Annotated in this window: 21 protein-coding genes and 2 pseudogenes; 20 read left to right on the top strand and 3 right to left on the bottom strand. The window is 71.8% G+C overall.

Features of this window, described 5'->3' with window-relative positions; genetic code table 11:
* Positions 1–36: 36 nt before the first annotated feature.
* Positions 37–395, bottom strand: a pseudogene (locus BLW57_RS03010) (ion channel); the annotation flags it as partial.
* Positions 396–637: 242 nt separating this feature from the next.
* On the opposite strand from BLW57_RS03010, the gene BLW57_RS03015 reads away from it, so the two are divergent.
* The 3 genes from BLW57_RS03015 (at position 638) to BLW57_RS03025 (ending at position 3,489) form a co-directional block, all read left to right on the top strand.
* Positions 638–1,828: a phosphatidylinositol-specific phospholipase C domain-containing protein gene (locus BLW57_RS03015; protein WP_093471929.1), complete on the top strand. Its 1,191-nt coding sequence runs from the start codon at positions 638–640 to the stop codon at positions 1,826–1,828.
* A gap of 127 nt (positions 1,829–1,955) precedes the next feature.
* On the top strand, positions 1,956–2,861 hold the full coding sequence (locus BLW57_RS03020) for a hypothetical protein (protein ID WP_093471930.1): 906 nt from the start codon (positions 1,956–1,958) through the stop codon (positions 2,859–2,861).
* An 85-nt stretch (positions 2,862–2,946) separates the two neighbouring features.
* Positions 2,947–3,489, top strand: coding sequence for a hypothetical protein (locus tag BLW57_RS03025; protein WP_093480486.1), 543 nt, complete (start codon positions 2,947–2,949; stop codon positions 3,487–3,489).
* A 41-nt stretch (positions 3,490–3,530) separates the two neighbouring features.
* Here BLW57_RS03025 and BLW57_RS03030 read toward each other — a convergent pair whose 3' ends face one another.
* Positions 3,531–4,799: a DUF418 domain-containing protein gene (locus BLW57_RS03030; protein ID WP_093471932.1), complete on the bottom strand. Its 1,269-nt coding sequence runs from the start codon at positions 4,797–4,799 to the stop codon at positions 3,531–3,533.
* Between the two features lie 196 nt (positions 4,800–4,995).
* Between BLW57_RS03030 and BLW57_RS03035 the strand changes: the two genes are divergently transcribed.
* The 3 genes and pseudogenes from BLW57_RS03035 to BLW57_RS03045 form a co-directional block, all read left to right on the top strand.
* Positions 4,996–5,661 carry a response regulator gene (locus BLW57_RS03035; protein ID WP_093471933.1) on the top strand — a complete coding sequence of 222 codons (666 nt, stop codon included), beginning with the start codon at positions 4,996–4,998 and terminating at the stop codon, positions 5,659–5,661.
* Positions 5,658–6,767, top strand: coding sequence for a sensor histidine kinase (locus BLW57_RS03040; RefSeq protein ID WP_093471935.1), 1,110 nt, complete (start codon positions 5,658–5,660; stop codon positions 6,765–6,767). The genes BLW57_RS03035 and BLW57_RS03040 overlap by 4 nt, the downstream gene beginning before the upstream one ends.
* 31 nt (positions 6,768–6,798) lie before the next feature.
* Positions 6,799–7,204 (top strand): annotated as a pseudogene (locus tag BLW57_RS03045) (dihydrofolate reductase); the annotation flags it as partial.
* A gap of 12 nt (positions 7,205–7,216) precedes the next feature.
* On the opposite strand, the gene BLW57_RS03050 reads toward BLW57_RS03045, so the two are convergent.
* Positions 7,217–7,594: a hypothetical protein gene (locus tag BLW57_RS03050; RefSeq protein WP_256339360.1), complete on the bottom strand. Its 378-nt coding sequence runs from the start codon at positions 7,592–7,594 to the stop codon at positions 7,217–7,219.
* Between the two features lie 177 nt (positions 7,595–7,771).
* Between BLW57_RS03050 and BLW57_RS03055 the strand changes: the two genes are divergently transcribed.
* The 14 genes from BLW57_RS03055 (at position 7,772) to BLW57_RS03120 (ending at position 22,086) form a co-directional block, all read left to right on the top strand.
* A complete protein-coding gene (locus BLW57_RS03055; RefSeq protein WP_093471936.1) occupies positions 7,772–7,987 on the top strand; it encodes a hypothetical protein in 216 nt (71 codons plus the stop codon).
* A gap of 118 nt (positions 7,988–8,105) precedes the next feature.
* Positions 8,106–9,683 carry a hypothetical protein gene (locus tag BLW57_RS03060; protein ID WP_093471938.1) on the top strand — a complete coding sequence of 526 codons (1,578 nt, stop codon included), beginning with the start codon at positions 8,106–8,108 and terminating at the stop codon, positions 9,681–9,683.
* Between the two features lie 71 nt (positions 9,684–9,754).
* The gene (locus tag BLW57_RS03065; protein WP_093471939.1) at positions 9,755–10,822 is read left to right on the top strand and encodes a glucose-1-phosphate thymidylyltransferase; all 1,068 of its coding nucleotides are present in this window, start codon (positions 9,755–9,757) and stop codon (positions 10,820–10,822) included.
* Positions 10,819–11,802, top strand: coding sequence for a dTDP-glucose 4,6-dehydratase (rfbB, locus tag BLW57_RS03070; RefSeq protein ID WP_093471941.1), 984 nt, complete (start codon positions 10,819–10,821; stop codon positions 11,800–11,802). The genes BLW57_RS03065 and rfbB overlap by 4 nt, the downstream gene beginning before the upstream one ends.
* A 64-nt stretch (positions 11,803–11,866) precedes the next feature.
* Entirely contained in the window at positions 11,867–12,760 is an 894-nt protein-coding gene (gene rfbD, locus BLW57_RS03075; RefSeq protein ID WP_093471943.1) for a dTDP-4-dehydrorhamnose reductase, read from the top strand.
* Entirely contained in the window at positions 12,757–13,356 is a 600-nt protein-coding gene (locus BLW57_RS03080) for an acyltransferase (RefSeq protein ID WP_093471944.1), read from the top strand. Before rfbD ends, BLW57_RS03080 begins: the two co-directional genes overlap by 4 nt.
* Positions 13,357–13,617: 261 nt before the next feature.
* Positions 13,618–14,787, top strand: a complete 1,170-nt coding sequence (locus BLW57_RS03085; RefSeq protein WP_093471946.1) for a hypothetical protein — start codon at positions 13,618–13,620, stop codon at positions 14,785–14,787.
* Complete coding sequence (locus tag BLW57_RS03090) at positions 14,784–15,554, top strand: WecB/TagA/CpsF family glycosyltransferase (RefSeq protein ID WP_093471947.1); 771 nt, start codon at positions 14,784–14,786, stop codon at positions 15,552–15,554. The genes BLW57_RS03085 and BLW57_RS03090 overlap by 4 nt, the downstream gene beginning before the upstream one ends.
* Positions 15,554–16,813: a nucleotide sugar dehydrogenase gene (locus tag BLW57_RS03095; protein ID WP_093471949.1), complete on the top strand. Its 1,260-nt coding sequence runs from the start codon at positions 15,554–15,556 to the stop codon at positions 16,811–16,813. The genes BLW57_RS03090 and BLW57_RS03095 overlap by 1 nt, the downstream gene beginning before the upstream one ends.
* A gap of 3 nt (positions 16,814–16,816) precedes the next feature.
* Positions 16,817–17,932, top strand: coding sequence for a non-hydrolyzing UDP-N-acetylglucosamine 2-epimerase (wecB, locus tag BLW57_RS03100; protein WP_093471950.1), 1,116 nt, complete (start codon positions 16,817–16,819; stop codon positions 17,930–17,932).
* A gap of 51 nt (positions 17,933–17,983) precedes the next feature.
* Positions 17,984–18,856, top strand: coding sequence for a Wzz/FepE/Etk N-terminal domain-containing protein (locus BLW57_RS03105; RefSeq protein ID WP_093471952.1), 873 nt, complete (start codon positions 17,984–17,986; stop codon positions 18,854–18,856).
* Positions 18,819–20,333: an oligosaccharide flippase family protein gene (locus BLW57_RS03110; protein WP_093471953.1), complete on the top strand. Its 1,515-nt coding sequence runs from the start codon at positions 18,819–18,821 to the stop codon at positions 20,331–20,333. Before BLW57_RS03105 ends, BLW57_RS03110 begins: the two co-directional genes overlap by 38 nt.
* On the top strand, positions 20,330–21,283 hold the full coding sequence (locus BLW57_RS03115; protein ID WP_093471955.1) for a hypothetical protein: 954 nt from the start codon (positions 20,330–20,332) through the stop codon (positions 21,281–21,283). Before BLW57_RS03110 ends, BLW57_RS03115 begins: the two co-directional genes overlap by 4 nt.
* Positions 21,284–21,294: 11 nt before the next feature.
* Entirely contained in the window at positions 21,295–22,086 is a 792-nt protein-coding gene (locus tag BLW57_RS03120) for a glycosyltransferase family 2 protein (RefSeq protein WP_093471957.1), read from the top strand.
* Positions 22,087–22,101 lie beyond the last annotated feature (15 nt).

A 22,101-nucleotide genomic window follows, 5' to 3' on the forward strand; every position in this document is an offset into this window, starting at 1 on the left:
CCGACCAGCAGATGTCGTTGCGCAGACGCTGGTCGTCTCCTCACGCAGCTGGTGGGCACTGCCCCGCCTGCGGTCCTCCCGGCCGACGAACCAGGTCGCCGGCGCGGCCGTGACCATGCCGTAGGTCGTGATGCCGACGACCATGACGACCGCACCGACCACCCTCCCCCACGGTGTGACCGGGAAGAAGTCTCCGTAGCCGACGGTGGTCGCCGTCTCGATCGCCCACCACTGGGCTTTCGGGTACGACGTCAGGTTCGCGTGGCGGGCGCCCTCTTCGGCATCACCACGGCCCAGGAACCGGCGAGCATCACCAGCACGAGGACGATCGCCGCGCCGCCCGCCGCCTTCAGGTGCAGTGACCGCCCCTCCCGGCCGACCAGCACGGCGAACACCCTGGTGAAGAACCGGGAAGCATGATCACTCCTTCCGCCCGGGGCCAGTGTCCCCGCGGGCCGGCGACCTCGCATGCCGGGAGGGCCGTGCGGGCCCCGCCGGGGCGCGGGTCGGTGGCTTCCGTGCCCGGGCCGCGAGCGGACCGAGCCAATTGGTCGGTGACATCTCTGGGCATGGCGTCCACCGCGCTCTACCCTCTGTGCCCGACCTCGGCCTCTTCCCCCAAGGAGGACGTACGACGATGAGACGCAGCACGAACGACACCCCGGACCACACCCGTTTACGACGTTCGGCCGCCGGTCTGGTCGCCTCGCTGCTCGCTGTCGCGGTGATGGTGATCGGCGGCGCACCGGCGCACGCGGCGCCGACGGCACCGTCCGGCCGGGCGCCCGCCGCGACGGTGGATCTGTCGCGGTGGATGGGCGACATGCACGGCTATCTCGACGGGCAACCGCTCAACCGGATCGCCATGCCCGGCAGCCACGACTCGGGCAGCTGGAGCATTCCGGCCGACCCGGCGCTGTGCACCAGCGGTTGGTCCTACAACGTCGCCAAAGTCGATCCGCGGCTGGCCGCCAGCATCTCGCGCTCCCAGAGCGGCAGCCTCACCGACCAGCTCGACCAGGGCGCCCGCTATGTCGATCTGCGGCTGTGCTTCGAGGGCGGGCAGTGGCGGACCTTCCACGGCGCCCCGATGGGAGGGGTGTTCTTCGACGATGCCTCGGGTGAGGCGGCCTCGGTGAAGCGCTGGGTCGACGCACACCCCTCGGAGGTCGTCGTCTTCAGCGTTTCGGTGGCCGCACCGGCGGGCACCGACGTGAAGGAGCCTCTGACCCGGTTGCGGGACCTGTTCGGCTCCCGGGTCGCCACCCGGACCGACCTGTCCCCGACCTCCACCTACGGCGACTACGTGAAGGCCGGGAAGAACGTCGTACTCGTCGACTCGTCGGGTGCGGTCGACCAGCCCTGGGCCTGGCACGGGGACAGCGTCTCCGACCGTGGCAGCTACCCGACGGGCGCCCCGTCCTGGTGGGACATCCTCAAGTCGTTCTTCAACGGAAGCCCGCCCCAGCAGATCTACGACCAGACGCTGACCCTGAACCAGGCGGCGCTGGCCCGTGATCCCGGCGCCGACGCCGGCCGGTTCTTCGTGCTGTCGAGCATCGTCCAGCCCGATGTGCAGATACCCCAGCTGTTCCTGATCCGGTTGCTGTCACCGTTCTTCCCGGCCTCCGTCCGGGACAACTACCTGATGTATCTCGCGAACGGGCTCAACCCGCAGGTGGTCACCAAGCTGCGGACGGACTGGCGTGCACCCGGACTGGCCCGCAACATGAACATCGTGACGATCGACGATCTGGGCGGCCGGCCGCAGGGCGATCTCCAGCGCGCCGTCATCGACATCAACACCCTCCCGGGACGCACCACTTGACCGGCCCCTGAGCCCGCCGGTCCCCGATACGGGGACCGGCGAACGCGGCGGGGTGCTCGTGCGTCACAGGTCCGGCGACCACTTCCGGATTCGCCTCGACGACGCACCGTAGGACCCTGGGGGACTCATGCACACGACCACGACCACGGCCGCCCGCACCGTGCGTCTGCTCACCGCGGTCGCCCTGTCGGCCGTCACCACCGCCGCGGTCACCGGATGCGGCGGCGACCGCCACGACGGTCCGCCGAATGACCACCCCGACCGGTCGGCGACCCGGCCCGAGGTCCGGGCCCGCCAGGTGGCCGACGCCTGGGACGGCTCCCCGGCGGCCGCGAAGTGGCGCACGGGCTACTACCCGATGGCGGACGCGATCCGGTTGCCCGACGGCGGTCTCCGTGGTGCGGCCGACCGGCGCGCCTACGAAACCGGCAACTTCGACCTGCGGGGAGCACTGCCCTCCGCGCCCCGGCCGGACGGCGAGGTGAGGTGGAGGAACGGTGACACCCTCGGCATGCCGATCCTTTCGGCCCAGGAGGTGTACACGACCCTGGATCGCGACGGCGGTCCCGGCCCCCGCCTGACCGTGACCGCGGCGAAGCCGGGCGAGACGACCGTGGTCACCAGCCGGGGCCGCGCGACCGTCCCGGCGTGGCTGTTCACCGTGAAGGGCTACGACACCCCGCTCAGGGTCGCCGCCGTCAGCCCTTCCCCGCTCCCCCAGGCCCCCATCAGGCCGCTCGGACCGGAGCCGACCGACGAGCTGACGCCACTCGGCGCAGTGGTCGACGTGGCCCCGGACGGCAGGTCCGTCACCGTCCGCGCCACGCACGGCTCCTGCGACGACGGTCCCGTCGTGAAGACCCTCGAGACGGCGCACAGCGTCGTGCTGTCCGCGTCCGTGGCGGGGGCCCGGGACGGCATCTGCCCCAGCAACCTGCTCATCGAGCGGGTGAGGTTGACGCTGAAGTCCCCGGTCGGCGGCCGCGCCCTCCTGGACGCGTTCACCGGCCGGCCACTGACGCACAGCCAGTGACGCGGCTGCTGGGAAATGCGTGGGGGCCCTCGTCTGTCGGCCGGTAGCGTCGGAGGAAGACTCGGGGGGTGGGCCGGTGCGGCCGGTGCTGTCGGTGGACGTGGACGGGCCGCTGAATCCCTATGCGGCGAAGCCGTCCAGACGGCCCGAGGGTTACGGCACGCACCGGTTGATGACTCCGCGTTGGGCTGCGGCCGAGCGACGGCGCCTGGCCGCCTGGGGCCTTCCCGACAGGGCGGCGAAGCCCCTGCGGGTATGGCTGAACCCGGCTCACGGCCCGGCGCTCACCGCCCTGCCCTTCGATCTGGTGTGGGCCACGACGTGGGAGGAGGAGGCCAACACCTCTCTCTCGCCTCTCCTGGGGCTTCCTTCGCTGCCGTACATCGCCTGGACCGATCCCCGTGCCCAGCCGGAGGGCGGAGTGTGCTGGAAGACGCCGGACGTCGTCGCCTGGGCGAGGGGCCGCCCCTTCGCCTGGGTCGACGACGAGATCACGGACGTGGACCGGGCCTGGGTCCGAGCCCATCACAGAGGTCCGGCGCTCCTCCGCCATGTCGATCCGCGGACCGGCCTGACCTCGGAGGACTTCGCGCGTCTGACGGAATGGGCGAGCCTCTTGGCCGGCTGACGGTACCGGCGCACGGCGCGGCGGAGCCCGCCGTGCGCCGGTCAGCGGACGTGGCGCGCGAGCCGGGTGGCCGTGTACACCGCGTGTTCGAGGGGGCCGCGCCGGAAGCGGTGGGTCCACAGGGTCGCCACGAGAGCGGCGGCGGCGACGAACCCGAGGAGCACCGGCAGCGCGCTCATGCCGTCGCCGTCGATCGCGGGCACGTACCAGACGTCGAGGAGGAGCCAGAGGGCGACGACGTGCAGGACGTACGCGGTCAGCGCCGTCATCCCGACCGCAGCGATCGGCCTGGTCAGGTGGTTGACGCGGGGCAGGCGCTCCGCGACGGTCAGGCACCCGGCCAGCACCACCAGGGCGATACCCGTGCTGCCGATGACGGAAAAGGTGGTCTGGCTGTGCGGTGCGGCCACGAGCAGCCAGGCGAGCGGGGTGTGGTCGTCGGGGCTGCCGACGGTGTCCGACCACCACGCCGACGCCGGCGAACCGCCGTCCGTCGCGGCGGCGACGGCGGGAAGAGCGCCCGGCACGGTGTGCAACGCCAGCCAGGAGCCGCCGTGGCCGAGCACGGCGAGCGCCCCGCCGGCCAGGGCCAGCCTGGGCCGGATGCCGGACCGGGTGAGGTCGAGTCTGGCGACCGCCATTCCCGCGACGAGGAAGGGGATCCAGGTGAGAACGGGGTACGTGCCCGTGAACAGCAGCTCCACGACACCGCCCGTGTCGGTGAGCCGGGCCAGCGGGTCCCACGCGATGACGGTGTCCGCCCAGTCACCTGCTTCGGCCGACTGCCGGATCACGTACAGGATCTGCGGCAGGACCAGCGCGCCGGCGGCGGCGATGAGCGCGAGCGTCCCGGCCCGCAGCCGGTACAGCGGGAGGACCGCCAGGAAGAGCAGCCCGTAGAAGCTCAGGATCACGTCCACGTCGGTGTCCAGCGCGGTCAGGACGTAGCCCATGACCACGAGGACGGCCGCGCGGATCGCGACCCGGGCGACGGCCTGCCGACCGGGCTGCCCGGTCCGGGGCCGCGGCCGGCCGGTGATGATCACGAGTGAGAATCCCGCGAGGAGCGCGAAGAGGGCGGACGAACGGCCCCGCGCGCACTCCACCAGGAACCCCACCGGACCGCCCACCGCGGTGTCGGGGCCGACGTGGGCGGAGTACATGCCGAAGACCGCGAGGCCGCGGGCCAGGTCGATGCCGACCAGCCGCCCTGCCGAGGACGCGGCCGGACGGAGAGCGGTGGGGGACGGGCCCCCGTCGAGCACACGCGACACCACTGTCGGCACGGCAGGCCATGCGTTCTGCCCCATGTCCTCATGGTTTGCCCGGCGCCCGGAACCGCTCACCCGACGTGTTTCCGAAGGCGCCCCGCCGACCGGCCGAAGCCAACCCCGCCGACCGGCGGGGGCCGGGCCGCCAATCGGACGGGATCCGGCTCCGCGCCGCGCGGTGCGGGCGTCCGCGTGGTAGGCATCGAACAGCGGGCACGCAAGGAGCGGAGCGCAGGTGATCCGGGTACTGGTGGTCGATGACGAGGCCCTGGTCCGTACGGGCTTCACGCACATCCTCAACACCGCGGACGACATCGAGGTCGTGGGGGCGGTCCCCGGCGGCCAGGCCGTCCGGACGGTGCGCGAGGCACGCCCCGACATCGTCCTGCTGGACATCCGCATGCCGGACGTGGACGGACTCACGGTCCTGTCCGAGCTGCGCCGCATGCCGGACTGCCCGGTGGTGGCGATGCTCACCACGTTCGACTCCGACGAATACGTGGCGACGGCGCTGCGCTCGGGCGCCGCCGGCTTCCTGCTGAAGGACACCGATCCGGAGCAGCTCCCCTATCTGGTGCGGGCTCTGGCAGAGGGCGGTACGGTGCTGTCGTCCAAGGTCACCCGCACGGTGGTGGACGGCTATCTCGACCAGGGCGGCCGTGAACCCGCCGCCCGTCTCACGGCCCGGCTGACCGAGCGTGAGCGTGCCGTCCTCGTCCTGATGGCGGAGGGCCTCGCCAATGCGGACATCGGCGAACGGATGCATCTGAGCGCCGGCACGGTCAAGGGCCATGTCAGCGCCGTGCTGAGCAAGCTGGAGGTCGGCAGTCGTGTGCAGGCGGCCTTGATCGCCGAGCGGGCGGGCCTGCTCGGACCGTCGCGGGAGGAGGACACCCGGTGAAGCGCCGGGGAGTACCGCCTCCGCTGCTGGACGCCTTCCTCGTCCTGGTCGCGCTGATCGACACGTGGGCCAACGTCGGCTTCGACCGGGGCGCACCCCTGGGCTGCGCGCTGCTCGCGTCCTTCGCCCTGGTGCTGCGCCGGCACCTGCCGCTGACGACGTTCCTGCTCACGCTGCCCACGGCCCTGGTCACGGACGCGGTGTTCGCCACGCTGGTGGCGCTGTACACGCTGTCCTCGCTCAACCGCCACCGGGTGCTGCTGGGACTCTGCGCCCTGACGTACGCGGTCATCGACTTCCTCCCCTGGCCGTGGTCGAACCTGCGGGCCACCGAGCTCGGTGGCACCCGCAACGTCGTCCACATCCTCTACTCCGTCGCCTCGGCGGCCGCGCCGGTCTTCCTGGGCCAGCTCGTCCAGGCCCGCCGTGAACTGTCGCTCCGGCTGAGCGAGATCACCGAGGCCCGGGAGAACGAGCGGCTGCTGACCGCCCAGAGCGTGCTGGCGAAGGAGCGGGCGCAGCTGGCGCGGGAGATGCACGACGTGGTCTCCCACCAGGTCAGCCTGATCGCCGTACAGGCCGGAGCACTCCAGGTGGGCAGCCGGGACCCGGAGACGAAGTCGGCCGCGTCGACCATCCGGCGGCTCAGTGTGCAGACCCTCGACGAGCTGCGGCACATGGTCAGCGTGCTCCGCGCGTCCGGCAGCCGTCCCACGGAGCTCACTCCTCAGCCGTCCCTCGCCGACCTCCAGCGTCTGGTGGACGGCAGCGGTATCGAGGCGGAACTGAAGACTGATCTGCCGGGGGACCTGCCGCCCGCGACCCAGCGCGCCGTCTACCGGACCGTGCAGGAAGCGCTGACGAACGTCCGCAAGCACGCCCCCGGCGCCAGAGCCATAGTCGCCATCCACCACCTGAACGGCACCATCGGCGTCACCGTCACCAACACCGCCCCCACCCAGGCGCCGCTCCCGCTGCCCGGTGCCCACCACGGTCTGGTGGGGCTGCGCCAGCGGGCCGAACTCCTCGGGGGGACCATCACGTCCGGCCCCACCTCCGACGGCGGCTACGAGCTCCACCTCGAGCTGCCGATAGGGACCACGTAGTGACCGGGGCGCCACAGCCCGGTACCGGCACCTGGTCGACGGCCCCGAGGGCTGGGACGACACCACCCACCGGCTACGGCGCCGGGGAGGTCGGCAGGCCGGCGTCCGTCGTCGTGACGAGCGCGCCGCCCGCGTCGGTGCGGCTCACCGACCTCGACCGGACGTTCGTCACCACCGGCCTGCCCGACGCCGTCGCCGCGGCGTGCGAGCGCGCGGAGGCGGCCTCCTCGGCGTCCGGCGACTACCTCGACGTCGTCCTCATGGGCGGCGGCTCCGCGTTCGACGCCGGCTTGGTCGACGCGCTGTCACTGCACCTCGCGCCCGTCGTCCTCGATGCCGGGACGCCGCTGTTCACCGGCCGTACCCGACGCACGCTGGTGCAGCGCGGGGCGACCGTGACGTCCACGGCGACGCATCTGTTCTACGACGTGCGCTGAGGCCCGGGTCCGTCATGCGGCCGCGGTGAGCGCGGCCGCGGTCAGCTGTATCGCCGTGTCGGCGCGGGCGAGGACGACCAGGCGGATCCCCCCGATGTCGGCGTCGGCCTCGAGCAGGCGCCGCACCGGAGCGCTGTGGGTGGCCACGGACATCACCAGGCCGAGGCGGCTGCACAGCCGGTGCACGCGCAGCACCACGCCGACGGCCGTGCCGGACGCCGCGGGCCCGTCGAGCACGAGGACGAGGGAGGTCGGTGCGTGCCCCTCCAGGAGATCACTGATCCGGGCGAGCAGGACCGCACGGCCGTCGCTGCCGGGATCGTCGTGCACCGTGACGACGAGTACGCCTTGATCGAGCGCATGGGACACCATCACGGCCATCCATCTCATTTCCCGACCAAACGGTTCATACTCGGACTACCCCGTCCGGGCGGGCTGATGCCGACAGCGGCCGGTCCCCGCCCGGGGCCATAAGGGTGTCTCCGGGCGGTGCCGGGAGGCGGGCGCGGGGCCGCGTGGTCATGCTGGGCCAGGTAGTGGCAGACACCAGGCGACAAGGAGCACGGTATGCCGACGGACACGGTCGGACGGTTTCTGACGGCACTCGACCCGGACCACCGGGAGGCGATCGCCGCCGAGCCGCGCGAGGAACAGGAGCGGCTGGCGGCGGCCTGGGAACGCGAGCTGGAGGCCGACGACGAGCTCGACACCCTGGACGAACTCTCCCCGCCGGCGGCGGAGGCCGAGGCGGCCCGCCGCGTCCTGGAGCGCGAACTCGGCTAGAGCGCACCCGGTCATTGCGGAATCATGAACAATCCTCACGTTTCTGTGGACTCCTCGACAGGGCTCTCCTAAGGTCGCCGCGGCGCGACCACCCGTCGTCCGCATCCCGAGGAGCCCCATGTTCCGCAGGACACTCCACCGTGCCCTGGGCCTCGCCCTGGCCCTGGTCGCGGGTACGGCCGTGGCCGGGCCCGTGCCCGCGCAGGCCGACCCGATATCCCAGGCACCCGGCCACCGCCTGGTCGACGCCTACACCGGCGCCCCGGCCGCCGCCCGGCCGCTGCCCGGCACCCGGCCCCCGCAGCACCCGTACCTCGCGCCGAACGGCCGGTCAGGGATGCACGCGGACGGCTGGGGCAGCGCCACCTACGGCTGGTCCGGCCCGCTCGGCGAGCACCCGCGGGTCGACAGCGAGCGGATGGCGCTGCTCGGCGGCGAGTGCGCCAACGTGACCTTCGACCGGGCCGGCCGGATCGTCACCGTCTGCGGGACGTTCACCGGGTTCCTGGTGAAACTGCTCGACCCGCGGACCCTCGCGACGCTGGCCGAGTACAAGCTGCCGCAGCGTCCCTCCACGGTGGAGGCGATCACGCGGCTGGACTTCTCACGGATCTTCAAGGACACCTCCGGCGGTGCCTACTCGTACCTGGACGACCAGGACCGGCTGGTGCTCGCCGACTCCCGACAGCACATCGTCCGCCTCGCCCACCGGCAGAGACCGGGCGGCTGGGAGTTCACCGTCACCGACGACTGGGACCTCACCGCGCGGGTGCCCCACGACTGCGTGACCTGGACGAACCTGTACCCCACCGGGACGTGTGACCCGGTCACCTCCGTCATGCCGGACTGGCAGGGCCGGATCTGGTGGGTCACCCGGCAGGGTCGCGTCGGCACGGTCGATCCGGGCAGCGAGGCCGTCCGCTCGATCCGGCTGGACGGGGAGGAGATCCAGAACTCCTTCTCCGTCGCCGCCGACGGGGTCTCGATCGTCTCCGACCACGCCCTGTACGAGTTCACCGCCACGGCGGACGGGACACCCGCGGTGGTGTGGCGGCAGACCTACGACCGGGGTACCGGCACCAAGCCCGGCTCGGTGAACCAGGGCTCGGGCACCACGCCGGACATCTTCGGCGAGGGCGGCCGGTACGTCGCGATCACCGACAACGCCGACGACCGCATGCACGTCCTCGTCTACCGGCGCGGTGCCGGCATCCCCGCCGGGCGACGGCCGGTGTGCGAGATCCCCGTGTTCCGCTCCGGCGCGTCCACCACGGACAACTCCCTGATCAGCTGGGGCGACAGCCTGGTGGTCGAGAACAACCACGGCTACGAGAACGTCACCTCGCTCACTTTCGGGCGGAGCGTCGTCGGCGGAGTCACCCGGATCGACGTCCGTCCCGACGGCAGCGGCTGCGACATGGTCTGGGCGAGCGCCGAGCGGTCGCCGTCCGTCGTGCCGAAGCTGTCCACCGGCAACGGGCTGCTCTACCTCTACACCAAGGATCCCGACCCCCTCGGCATCGACGCCTGGTATCTGACCGCCGTCGACTTCCGCACGGGACGCACCCGGTGGAAGCAGCTCGTCGGCACGGGCGCCGGCTACGACAACAACTGGGCACCGATCACGCTCGGCCCGGACGGCACCGCCTACGTCGGCGTCTTCAACGGCCTGGCCGCCGTACGCGACGACGGCTGAACGGGGGCGGGCATGCCGACGGTGTGCGGAATCCTCCCGTCGGCATGTCCCGCGAAAGTAGGGTGCTGCCCATGAAGGCACTTTTGTTGTCTGGTGGCTCGGGTACCCGTTTGCGCCCTATAACCCATACATCGGCGAAACAACTCGTGCCGGTCGCGAACAAGCCGGTGCTGTTCTACGGCCTGGAGGCGATCGCCGAGGCCGGCATCACCGAGGTCGGGATCATCGTCGGCGACACGGCCGAGGAGATCCGGGAGGCGGTCGGCGACGGCGGGGCGTTCGGCCTCGACGTCACCTACATCCCTCAGGAGGCCCCGCTCGGGCTGGCCCACGCGGTGCTGATCGCCCGTGAGTTCCTGGGTGACGACGACTTCGTGATGTACCTCGGCGACAACTTCGTCGTCGGCGGCATCACGGATCTGGTGACCGCCTTCCGCGCCGAGCGGCCGGAAGCGCAGATCCTGCTGACGAAGGTGCCCAACCCGACCGCGTTCGGGGTGGCCGAGCTGAACGCGGCCGGCCGGGTCGTCGGTCTGGAGGAGAAGCCCCGGCATCCCAAGAGCGAGCTGGCGCTGGTCGGCGTCTACCTGTTCACGCCGGCCATCCACGAGGCCGTGCGCGCGATCGAGCCGTCCTGGCGCGGCGAGTTGGAGATCACGCACGCCATCCAGTGGCTGATCGACACCGGCCGTGACGTGCGCTCCACGACGATCTCCGGGTACTGGAAGGACACCGGGAACGTCACCGACATGCTCGAGGTCAACCGCTCGGTGCTGGAGACCGTGGAGCGCCGGATCGACGGCACGATCGACGACGACAGCGAGATCATCGGCCGGGTGGTCGTCGAGCGCGGCGCGAAGGTGACCGGCAGCCGGATCGTGGGTCCGGTGGTCGTCGGCGCGAACACCGTCATCGTCGACTCCTACGTCGGCCCCTTCACCTCGATCTCCGCGGAGTGCAGGATCGAGGACAGCGAGATCGAGTACTCGATCGTGCTGCGCGACTCCTCCGTGAGCGGCGTACGCCGCGTGGAGGCCTCCCTCATCGGCCGCAACGTCGAGGTCACCCCGGCGCCCCGCAAGCCGGCCGCCCACCGACTCGTCCTCGGCGACCACAGCAAGGTGCAGATCTCCTCATGACGACGAACATTCTGGTGACCGGCGGTGCCGGCTTCATCGGCTCGCACTACGTCCGTACGCTCCTCGGCCCCGCCGGGCCCGGTGACGTGACGGTCACGGTCCTGGACAAGCTCACGTACGCGGGAAATCCGGCCAACCTCGACGAGGTGCGCGACCACCCGGGATTCACCTTCGTCAAGGGCGACATCTGCGACGCGGAACTGGTGGACGGGCTCCTCGCCACGCACGACCAGGTGGTGCACTTCGCCGCCGAGTCGCACGTGGACCGTTCGATCCTGGGGGCCGCCGAGTTCGTCCGGACCAACGTGCTCGGCACCCAGACCCTGCTGGACGCGGCGCTGCGCCACGCGCCGCGGACCTTCGTGCACATCTCCACCGACGAGGTGTACGGCTCCATCGAGTCCGGCTCCTGGCCGGAGACGGACCCGCTGAGCCCCAACTCCCCCTACTCCGCCTCCAAGGCGTCCAGCGATCTGCTGGCCCTGTCCTACCAGCGCACCCACGGCCTCGACGTGCGGGTGACCCGCTGCTCCAACAACTACGGGCACCACCACTTCCCCGAGAAGGTCATCCCGCTGTTCATCACCAACCTGCTGGACGGCCGGAAGGTCCCGCTGTACGGCGACGGCGGCAACGTCCGCGACTGGCTCCACATCGACGACCACGTACAGGCCGTCGAACTGGTGCGTACCAAGGGGCGCGCCGGCGAGGTCTACAACGTCGGCGGCGGCACCGAGCTGTCCAACAAGGAGCTGACCGCCCTCCTGCTGGAGGCCTGCGGCGCGGACTGGAGCAGCGTCGAGTACGTCACCGACCGCAAGGGCCACGACCGCCGCTACTCGGTGGACTGCGGCAAGCTGCGGACGGAGCTGGGCTACGAGCCCCGCAAGGACTTCGCCACGGGCCTCGCGGAGACCGTCACCTGGTACCGCGAGAACCGCGCCTGGTGGGAGCCGCTGAAGGAGCGCGCCGCGCTCTAGTGCCATGGCCGGGGGCGGTGGCCCTCGCCGCCCCCGGTCCCCTTCCGACGACGAACAGGGAACCATGACCACCACTTGGCTGATCACCGGCGCGACGGGGATGCTCGGGCAGGACGTTCTGGCGCGGCTCGGCCGGGACGGCGAGGAGGCCGTCGGCCTGGGCAGCGGCGGTCTCGACATCACCGACCCCGACGCCGTGCACGACGCGGTCGCCGCGCACCGGCCCCGGACCGTGGTCAACTGCGCCGCGTGGACGGCCGTGGACGACGCCGAGGCGCACGAGGCGGACGCCCTGCGTGTCAACGGTGACGGGCCCCGCAACCTCGCCGAGGCCTGCGAGAAGGCGGGCGCCGGACTGATCCAGGTGTCGACCGACTACGTGTTCGCGGGCGACGGCACCAGCCCGTACCCCGAGGACGCGCCGACGGCACCGCGCAGCGCCTACGGACGTACCAAGCTGGCGGGGGAACGGGCCGTGCTGGCGGCGCTCCCGGAGACCGGGTACGTCGTGCGCACGGCCTGGCTGTACGGCGCGGGGGGCGGGAACTTCGTCGACACGATGATCGGGCTCGAGGCGGCCCGGGACACCGTCGACGTGGTCGACGACCAGCGCGGACAGCCCACGTGGACGGTGGACCTCGCCGACCGGCTGGTGCGGCTCGGCCGGGCCGCACTGGCCGGCACCGCGCCCGCCGGTGTGTACCACGGCACCAGCGGCGGGGAGACGACCTGGTTCGGGCTGACCCGGGAGATCTACCGGCTCCTCGGCAGCGACCCCGGACGCGTCCGGCCGACCACCAGCGCCGCCTTCGCCCGGCCCGCGCCCCGCCCCGCGTACAGCGTCCTGGCGCACGACCGCTGGCGCCGTGCCGGTGTGGAACCGATCCGCCCCTGGCAGGAGGCGCTGGCGGCGGCCTTTCCCGCTCTGCTCGAGAAGAAGAGAGGTTCAGCCAGGTGAGCAACAGAATCCAGCCGACCGCCCAGGTCGACGAGAGGGCCACTGTCGGTGACGGGACGACGGTCTGGGATCTGGCCCAGATACGCGAGGACGCCCGGCTGGGCACCGGGTGCATCGTGGGCCGGGGAGCGTACGTCGGGCCGGGGGTGCGGATCGGCGACAACGTGAAGCTCCAGAACTACGCGCTGGTCTACGAGCCGGCGGTGCTCGGTGACGGGGCGTTCGTCGGGCCCGCGGCGGTCCTCACCAACGACTACTTCCCGCGGTCGGTGGACCCGCAGGGCCGGCTGAAGCGCGGGGACGACTGGGAGGCCGTGGCGGTCGTGGTCGGCGAGGGGGCGTCGCTGGGCGCCCGTTCGGTGTGTGTGGCACCGGTGCGCGTCGGCCGCTGGGCGCTGGTCGCGGCGGGTGCCGTGGTCACCCGGGACGTGCCGGACTTCGCGCTCGTGGCGGGTGTCCCGGCCCGCCGTATCGGCTGGGTGGGCCGGGCCGGGGTGCGCCTGGTCGAGCGGGAGGACGTGCCGGGCGGGTGGGAGTGCCCGGAGACGGGAGCGCTGTACGAGGAGAAGGGCGGCGAGCTCGTCGAGCGAGCCTGACGCCGATTTGCCCAAAACGCCGATCCTCGAACATCGGCAGGCATAACATGTGTTCGAACTGTGCAGACCGGGCACAGTGAGGCCACAAGTCGGTGGTGCCCAGGGGGGGTTACCGGGTGAGGACACCTGTGCCTGAAGCGAGGAGCGGGCACCGCTCCGTCGCCTGACGTCTTTCTTCTTCTCGCCGCTCGGCCTTCGCGCCGCGGCGCTCATGAGTCTGTGCAAGCACAGGACCCACAGGGGGGTTGGTGTGTCCGAACGATGACCAACACACGTCTGGCGGCGCTCGGCAGCGAGGATCCGCCACTGCTCTCGCTCACCCGACGACTGCTCACGCTCGCCGAGTCGGGGCTGCCCTCGATGCTGCTCCCCGGCGGCGAGGCCTTCGCCTTCACCATGGCCGGACGGGAGGCGCCCGACAGCACCTGGACCCTGGAGCGGCGCGGAACGAGCATCCGGTACGCGGCCATCACCGTGCTGGGTGCCCGGTTCCTGCCCGAGAACCGTCAGCGCGCGGTGCTCGGCGGGCGTACCGCCCAGGAGTTCGCGGGCCTGCTGGTCGAGTCGCTGCCCACGGTGACCAACCTCGGTGACGCGGCGCTCATCGCCTGGGCCGCCGCCGACACCGCGCACCCCAAACTGTCCGACGCCCTCGCCCGGCTGAACGTCCTGGACGAGGCGGGCCGGCCGCAGTACACGGTCGAGGCGGCCTGGGTGCTGTCCGCCCTCGCGGCGGCCCGGGAAGCGGCCGACGTGGAGGACCGGCTCACCGCGGCCCGCGACCGGCTGCTGCGCGCCCGGATCGGGGGCGGCCCGCTCTTCCCGCACGCCACCGGCCCCGGCCTGGTGCCCTGGTACCGGGCGCACGTGAGCTGCTTCGCCGACCAGACGTACCCGTTGCAGGCGCTGGCCCGCCTGCACGCGAGCGGCGACGGCGGCGACCCGGAGGCACTGGCCGCGTCCGAGGCGTGCGCCGTGCGCATCTGCGCACTGCAGGGCGACGGCGGCCAGTGGTGGTGGCACTACGACGCGCGCACCGGCGGTGTCGTGGAGGGCTATCCGGTCTACAGCGTCCACCAGCACGCGATGGCGCCGACCGCGCTCTTCGATCTCACCGACGCCGGCGGCAGCGACTTCGGCGCGGCGGTCCGCAAGGGCCTGCGCTGGATGACCGAGGTGCCCGAGCTCGCCGAACACCCCGAGCACCGCGAGCCGTTGATCCTCGACGAGCTCGGCGTCACCTGGCGCAAGGTATACCGGGGCGATCCGAAGAAGGCCGTACGCGCCGCCCGGGGCCTCGGCACCCGGGTCGCGCCGGGCCTGCGACTGAAGACCCTGGACCGGGTGTACCGCCCCGTCTCCGTGGACCGCGAGTGCCGGCCGTACGAGTTCGGCTGGATGCTCCACGCCTGGCAGGGGGGCGGGATATGAGTGTCCGTCAGTCCCTGTTCGGAGTCGAACTCGACCCGCTGACCTTGGACGAGACCGTGGAGCGGTGTCTCGAGGCCGTACGCGACGGCAAGAAGCTCGAGATTGGCGTGGTCAACGCCGCGAAGCTGGTGAACATGCGGCGGGACCAGCGGCTCGCCCGGGCCGTGGCGGGCTGCGATCTCGTCCTCGCCGACGGACAGGCCGTCGTCTGGGCCGGCCGGGTGCTGCGCGCCCCGCTGCCGGAGCGGGTCGCCGGGATCGACCTGTTCCTGCGGCTGCTGGGCGAGGCGGAGTCCGCGGGCATGTCCGTGTACTTCCTCGGCGCCAAGCAGGAGGTGCTGCAGCGGATGCTGCTCCGGGTGGCCGACCGCTTCCCCGACCTGAAGGTGGCCGGCAGCCGGAACGGCTACTTCGACGACTCCGAGCAGGAGGCGATCGCGGACGGCATCGCCCGCAGCGGCGCCCGGATGCTGTTCCTCGGCATGACCTCGCCGAAGAAGGAGATCTTCACCGCGGCCCACGGCGAGCGCACCGGCGCCCGCGTCGTGCACGGCGTGGGCGGCTCCTTCGACATCCTCGCCGGGGTCACCAAGCGGGCCCCCGAGGTCTGGCAGCGGTGGGGCATGGAGTGGCTCTACCGCGCGCTCCAGGAGCCGCGCCGCCTGGGCCGGCGTTACGTCACCACCAATGCTGCCTTCCTTCTCATGACGGCGCGCGAGTACTTCCGGCCCGCCCCGTCGCCCGCTCCCGCGAACAGGAGTCGCTGATGCGCGTAGTCGTGGTTGGACAGGGTTACGTGGGCCTGCCGCTGGCGATCCGCGCCGCCGAGGTCGGACACGAGGTGGTCGGCTACGACGTCGACTCCCGCCGGGTCAAGAGCCTCGCCGCCGGTGAGTCCTTCGTGGAGGACGTCTCCTCCGAGCGGATCCGCACGGCACTGGACGCCGGTGTCTACCGCGCGAGCGACTCGGCCCGCGACTGCGCCGGTTTCGACGTGGCCGTCGTGACCGTGCCGACACCGCTGCACGAGGGCACCCCCGACCTGCGCTACATCAAGGAGTCGGGGACCACCCTCGCCCGCTACCTGCGCCCCGGGGCCACCGTGGTCCTGGAGTCGACCACCTACCCCGGTACGACGCAGGAGCTGTTCGCCCCCATCCTGGAGGACGGCTCGGGGCTCACGGCGGGCACCGACTTCCATCTCGGATACAGCCCGGAGCGGATCGACCCCGGCAACGCCGTCTGGGGATTCCAGGAGACGCCGAAGGTCGTCTCGGGCGTCAACGAGCGGTCGCTGAAGGCGGTTCAGGGCTTCTACGCGCAACTCGTCGACACCACCGTGCCCGTGGGCTCGCCCAAGGAGGCCGAGCTCGCCAAGCTGCTGGAGAACACCTTCCGCCATGTGAACATCGCGCTGGTCAACGAGATCGCGATGTTCGCCCATCATCTGGACATCGACGTCTGGCAGGCCATCGACGCCGCCTCCACCAAGCCCTTCGGCTTCATGAAGTTCACGCCCGGGCCGGGTGTCGGCGGCCACTGCCTGCCCATCGACCCGTCGTACCTGTCCTGGCGGGTGCAGCGCGAACTCGGCCAGAGCTTCCGCTTCGTGGAGCTGGCCAACGACATCAACAACCACATGCCGGAGTATGTGGCCCGGCGCATCGGCGAGTTGTTCAACGAAAGACGCCGCTCCGTGAACGGCTCGAACATCCTGCTGCTGGGCCTGGCGTACAAGAAGAACACCGGTGACGCCCGGGAGTCGCCCGCCCTGCGCATCTCCCAGCTGCTGCTCGACATGGGGGCGCAGGTCAAGGCGGCGGACCCGCACGTCGTCGAGAGCCTGCCGGTGGACACCCGTCTGGTGCGGGTCGAGCCGACCGCCGAGGAGCTGGCGGCCGCCGACGTGGTGGTCCTGCTCACCGACCACGACAGCTTCGACTACGGCGTCATCGCCGAACACGCCCCCTTCGTCCTCGACTGCCGCCGGCGGCTGTCGCCCGGACCCACGATCGAGGTGCTCTGAGCCATGCCGCGTGTCGTCTGCGTCGCCGGGGCCCGCCCCAACTACATGAAGATCAAACCGGTGATGGACGCCCTGGAGAGCCGGGGCGCCGAGGTGGTCCTCGTCCACACCGGCCAGCACTACGACCCGGCGATGAACGACGTGTTCTTCGCCGACCTCGGCATCCGGCCGCCCGACCGCTTCCTCGGGGTCGGCTCCGGTACCCACGCCGAGCAGACCGGACGCGTGATGACCGCGTTCGAGCCGCTGCTCGGCGAGGTGTCCCCGGACATCGTCGTGGTGGTCGGCGACATCAACTCCACGCTGGCCTGCGCCCTGGTCACGGCCAAGGCAGGACCGCTGCTGGCGCACGTCGAGGCGGGCCTGCGCAGCCGCGACTGGAGCATGCCCGAGGAGGTCAACCGCGTCGCCACCGACCGGGTCAGCGACTACCTGCTGGCCCCCTCCCCCGACGCCACCGAGAACCTGCGCGCCGAGGGGTACCGGGAGGACCAGATCCACCTGGTCGGCAACGTCATGATCGACACACTGCTGGCCAACCTCGACCGGGCCCGGGCGTCCGACGTGCTCGGCCGGTACGCCCTGGCCAGGGGCGAGTACGGCCTGGTGACCCTGCACCGCCCGGCCAACGTGGACGACCCCGAGGTCCTCGCCGGACTGCTGAAGGCCCTCGGCGAGATCGCCGGCCGCTGCCCGCTCGTGCTGCCCGTGCACCCGCGCGCGGCCGAACGGCTGGCCGAGATCGGCGTGCCCGGGGGCGTCAGGCTCGTACCGCCCGCCGGATACCTCGACTTCATCGCCCTGCAGGACTCCGCCCGCCTCGTGCTGACCGACTCGGGCGGCGTGCAGGAGGAGACCACGGCGCTGGGGGTGCCGTGTGTGACCCTGCGGGACAACACCGAGCGGCCCATCACCGTCGAGGAGGGCACCAATGTGCTGGCCGGCCGGGACCCGGCGCGCATCGTGGCCACCGTGAACCGGGTGCTGGACGATCCACCCGCTCCGCGCCGGCCCGAGCTGTGGGACGGCCGCGCGAGCGACCGCATCGCCGACGTGCTGCTGGAGGGAGGGACGGTGGGCACCCGGCCGAGGCCCACCGATCGAACGTTCCCCATATGATCCGCTTGCAACCTATGCTCGTTGGACGTCGGGTCGCTAGGGGGGACCGCCATGGATCTCGCTGAGATCTTCCGTGTCATGCGCAGGCGCTGGTACGTACTGCTGCCCGGACTGCTGCTGACCGCGTGCCTGTCCGTGGCCGTGGCCCTGGTGGTTCCCGTCACCTACCAGTCGCAGAGCACGGTCGTGCTGCTGAACTCGCAGAAGGCCACCGTGGCCTACGACGGCAACCCCTTCCTCAGCACCCAGACCTCGCTCACCGGCATGGCCGACAGCCTGGCCCGCAACCTCAACTCCGACATCTCCCTGCGGGAGCTCAAGTCCCGTGGCGCGAAGGGCACGTTCGAGGCCAAGCTCGCCGACAACGCGCAGGGGCCGCTCATGTGGCTGACCGTCACCGGCACGGACAGGACCGCCGTGCTGACCTCGGACCGCCTTCTGACCGCCTATGCCAAGGAACGGCTGGACCAGTTCCAGAAGCAGCAGTCGGTGGCCCCCAAGGCCATGATCCGCATGACGACCATCGTGCCCCCGCAGAACCCGGTGGCGCAGACCAAGACCCGGCTCGAGTACCTGATCATGGCCGGGGGCCTGGGTCTGGTCCTGAGCCTGGTCGCCACGTTCTACGTCGAGGCACGCCGGCGGTCGCGCACGGCCGCGGCACAGCCGGACGCGGCCGTCGGCCCGGACGGGGACCAGACCGCCGGGCCGGTCGCCTCCCCCGACCCGGTGGCCGGGGAATCGGTCACCGAACAGACCATCGCCCTGCGGACACAGCCCAGTTGGGCACGGTCCGCCGAGAACAGGCCCGCCGCCGAGCCGAGGGCCGGGCGTCCCGTCATGGCCGCGGCGCCCGCCGCCGAGCCGCTGGACGAGGAGTCGTCGCATGGACAGCGTTCGCACACCGGACAGCGACCCCTCTGAGGAGAGCGGCGCCCCCGCGCCGCCCGAGCCACCGCCACCGTCGCCTTCCCCGTCTCTCGGCAGAAAGGTCCGTTCCGCGGCCCGCTGGAGCCTGATCAACACCGTGGTCATGCGCCTGGGCAACTTCGCCACCGGCATCCTGCTGGCACGGTTCGCCCTCGGACCGGCGGAGTGGGGCGTCTACGGCATCGCCCAGACCGTCCTCCTGGTCCTGCTGTCCGCCAATGAGCTGGGCGTCGGGCTGGCCATCGTCCGCTGGGACGGCGACCCCCGCCGCTTCGCGCCGACCGTGCTCACCCTGGGAGCCGTCTCCAGCGCCCTGCTGTACGCGGCCATCTTCGTCTCGGCACCGACCGTCGCCGGCCTCCTCGACTCCCCCGAGGCCTCGGGCGTCCTGCGGGTGATGTGCCTGTGCCTGGTGATCGACGGCGTGGCCCAGGTCCCGGCCAACTTCCTCACCAGGGAGTTCGCCCAGGGCAAGCGGATGGTCATCGACGCGCTCAACTTCGTCCTCAGCACCGCCGTGACCCTGGTGCTGGCCTTCGCCGGCTGGGGCGCGATGAGCTTCGCGTGCGGCGCGGTCGCGGGCAACGTCGCCGCTCTCATCGGCTGCGCCCTGGCCGCCCCCGGCACCGTGCGGTTCGGCTGGGATCCCCAACAGGCCCGCGCGCTGCTGGGGTTCGGACTTCCGCTGGCCGGCGCGAGCCTTCTCGCCCTCGCCGTCGTCAACGTGGACACCATGATCGTCGGTTCGTCCCTCGGCCAGGTGTCCCTCGGTTTCTACGTCCTGGCGTTCAACATGTCCGGCTGGCCCGTGCGCATCATCAGCGAGGCCGCACGCCGTGTCTCCTTCGCCGGCTTCTCCCGCCTGGCCGGCTCCCCGGCGGCCCTCGCCGAGGGCTTCGGCCGCGCCCTGGGCGTCCTGGTCACCGGCACCGTGCCGCTGTGCGTGCTGCTCGGCGGCCTCGCCGCACCGGTCGTCCAGCTCGTCTACGGCCGTACCTGGGTGCCCGCCGCGGCGGCGCTGCCCTGGCTGATGGCCCTGGGCCTGGTCCGCATCGGCTGTGAACTGGCCTACGACTGTCTCGTCGCCGCCGGACAGCGCCGCTCCCTCATCCTGGTCCAGGCGCTCTGGCTCGTCGCCCTCGTCCCCGTACTGGTCGTCGGCGCGCACGTCAACGGCATGGTCGGCGTCTCGCAGGGCCATGTGCTGGTCGCCGCCGGACTCGTCGTACCCGCGTTCCTCTACGCTCTCCGCCGGGCCGGGATCGGGCTCGGCCACATCGCCAGGGCCTGCGCCTGGCCGCTGCTCGGGGGAGCCGTGATGGCTCTGGTGCTGCTCGCCGCGCGCCGGTTCCTCGGCGACAGCGCCCCGGCCCTGGTCCTGGTCGGCACGGCCGCCCTGGCCTGCTACGTGGTGTGCGTCCTGCCCAGCCGCCGGTTCCTGCTGGGTTCCCGAGCGGTGGAGACCGTATGAGGGGGCTCCGCCACCTGCTCACCGTCCTGCTGCTCGCGCTGTGCGCCGCCTGCTCCGGTGGCGGCGGCTCCGCCGAGGACGGCAAGGGAGCCACCACCGGCCCCGGCAGGGCCGGGCCGGCGCACCCGCCGAGCGGCACGGGACGGGAAGCGGGCTTTCCCGACGCCAACACCACCGGCCCCCGTGTTCCCTTGACACCGCACGACACGGGCGACATGACCATCAGGACCGACGGCACCGTCATCAAGGGCTGGGACATCGCCGGCTCGCTCGACATCTACGCGAACGACGTGACGATCGTCGACACCAGGATCACCTCCGCCAACTGGTGGGGGATCAACCTGCGCCCCGGCCACCGCGGGCTGAAGGTCCTCCACACCACCATCACCGCGGTACCCGGCAAGGGCCCCGACAACGGCGGGGTGGACTACGCCGTCTCCAACATGAGCACCAGCTCCGTCGAGGTCGGCTGGTGCGACATCTCCGTGTTCGGCAACGCCCTGTCCATGGGCCAGGGCCACATCCACGACAACTACGTCCACGGCCTCGTGCCGTTCCGCAACGCGGGCGGCGAGTGGCAGCACACGGACGCGGTGATCAGCGGCGGCAGCAACAAGGGCAAGCTGATCATCCGGCACAACACCCTGCTCAATCCCGTCGCCGTCGGCCAAGGGGCCTCGGCGAGCATCGGGCTGTTCTCCGACACCGGCCCCGTGTCCAACACCGTCGTCGACGGCAACCTGCTGGCCGGGGGCGCGTACACCCTCTACGGGGGCGGCAAGGGCGCGACCGGGATCACGGTCACGAACAACGTCTTCTCCACCCGGTACCACCGCAACGGCGGCGGCTACGGAGCCGTCACCGCCTGGAACGCCGACGGCTCCGGCAACGTCTGGCGCGGCAACCGCTTCACCGACGGCACCCCGGTCACCCCCGCGCCGGCCGGCTGAGGAAGAGGAACATGCGACGGATCGTCCGTGCCCCCTGGGAACTGCTGAAGCGCGCCTTCGGCTGGCTCGTCCTCTTCGAGCTCCGCAACAAGGTCCTCCTCGCCCCTACCGCGCTGCGGCTGCGCCGGCTGGAGACCGCCGAGACCCGCCGGCTCTCGGCCTGCACCGCCGAGGCGCCGGCCGCCCTCGTCGCCACGGTCATCGCCACCCACCGCCGCCCCGACCAGCTGCGGGCCGCCGTCCGCTCGGCACTCGCCCAGACGGTGCGCGACCAGGTCGTCGTGGTCGTGGACGACGGCGCCGGACTGACCGAACTTCCCGACGACCCAAGGCTGTTCGCCGTGTCGCTGGCGCGGAACACCGGTGTGGCCGGTGTCGTGCGGAACGTGGGCATCCGCCTCACCCGCTCGCGCTACGTGGCCTTCCTGGACGACGACAACCTGTGGGAACCCGATCACCTGGAGCGATCGCTGGCGGTGCTGGAGGCCCCCGGCGGCCCGGACGGTGTCTACACGGCGCTGCGCCGCGTCCTGCCGGACGGTACCGAACGGGACGTGCTGTCCGTGCCGTTCGACCGCCGCCGGGCCGCCCGGGAGTCCTTCCTCGACACCAACGCGTTCGTCGCGCGCCGCACCCCGGGGCTGCGGTTCAGCCGGCTGCGGCGGACGCCGGAGGTGCTGCCGCGCGAGGACTGGGAGCTCGTCTTCCGGTACAGCCGCGGCCACCGCGTGCGCCACGTACCGCACGCCACCGTGCGGTACCTGGTCAACCCCGAGAGCTTCTACACGACCTGGTCCGGCTGAGCGGCGCCCGGCCGG

Source organism: Streptomyces sp. 1222.5 (assembly GCF_900105245.1).
Lineage (GTDB): Bacteria > Actinomycetota > Actinomycetes > Streptomycetales > Streptomycetaceae > Streptomyces > Streptomyces albidocamelliae.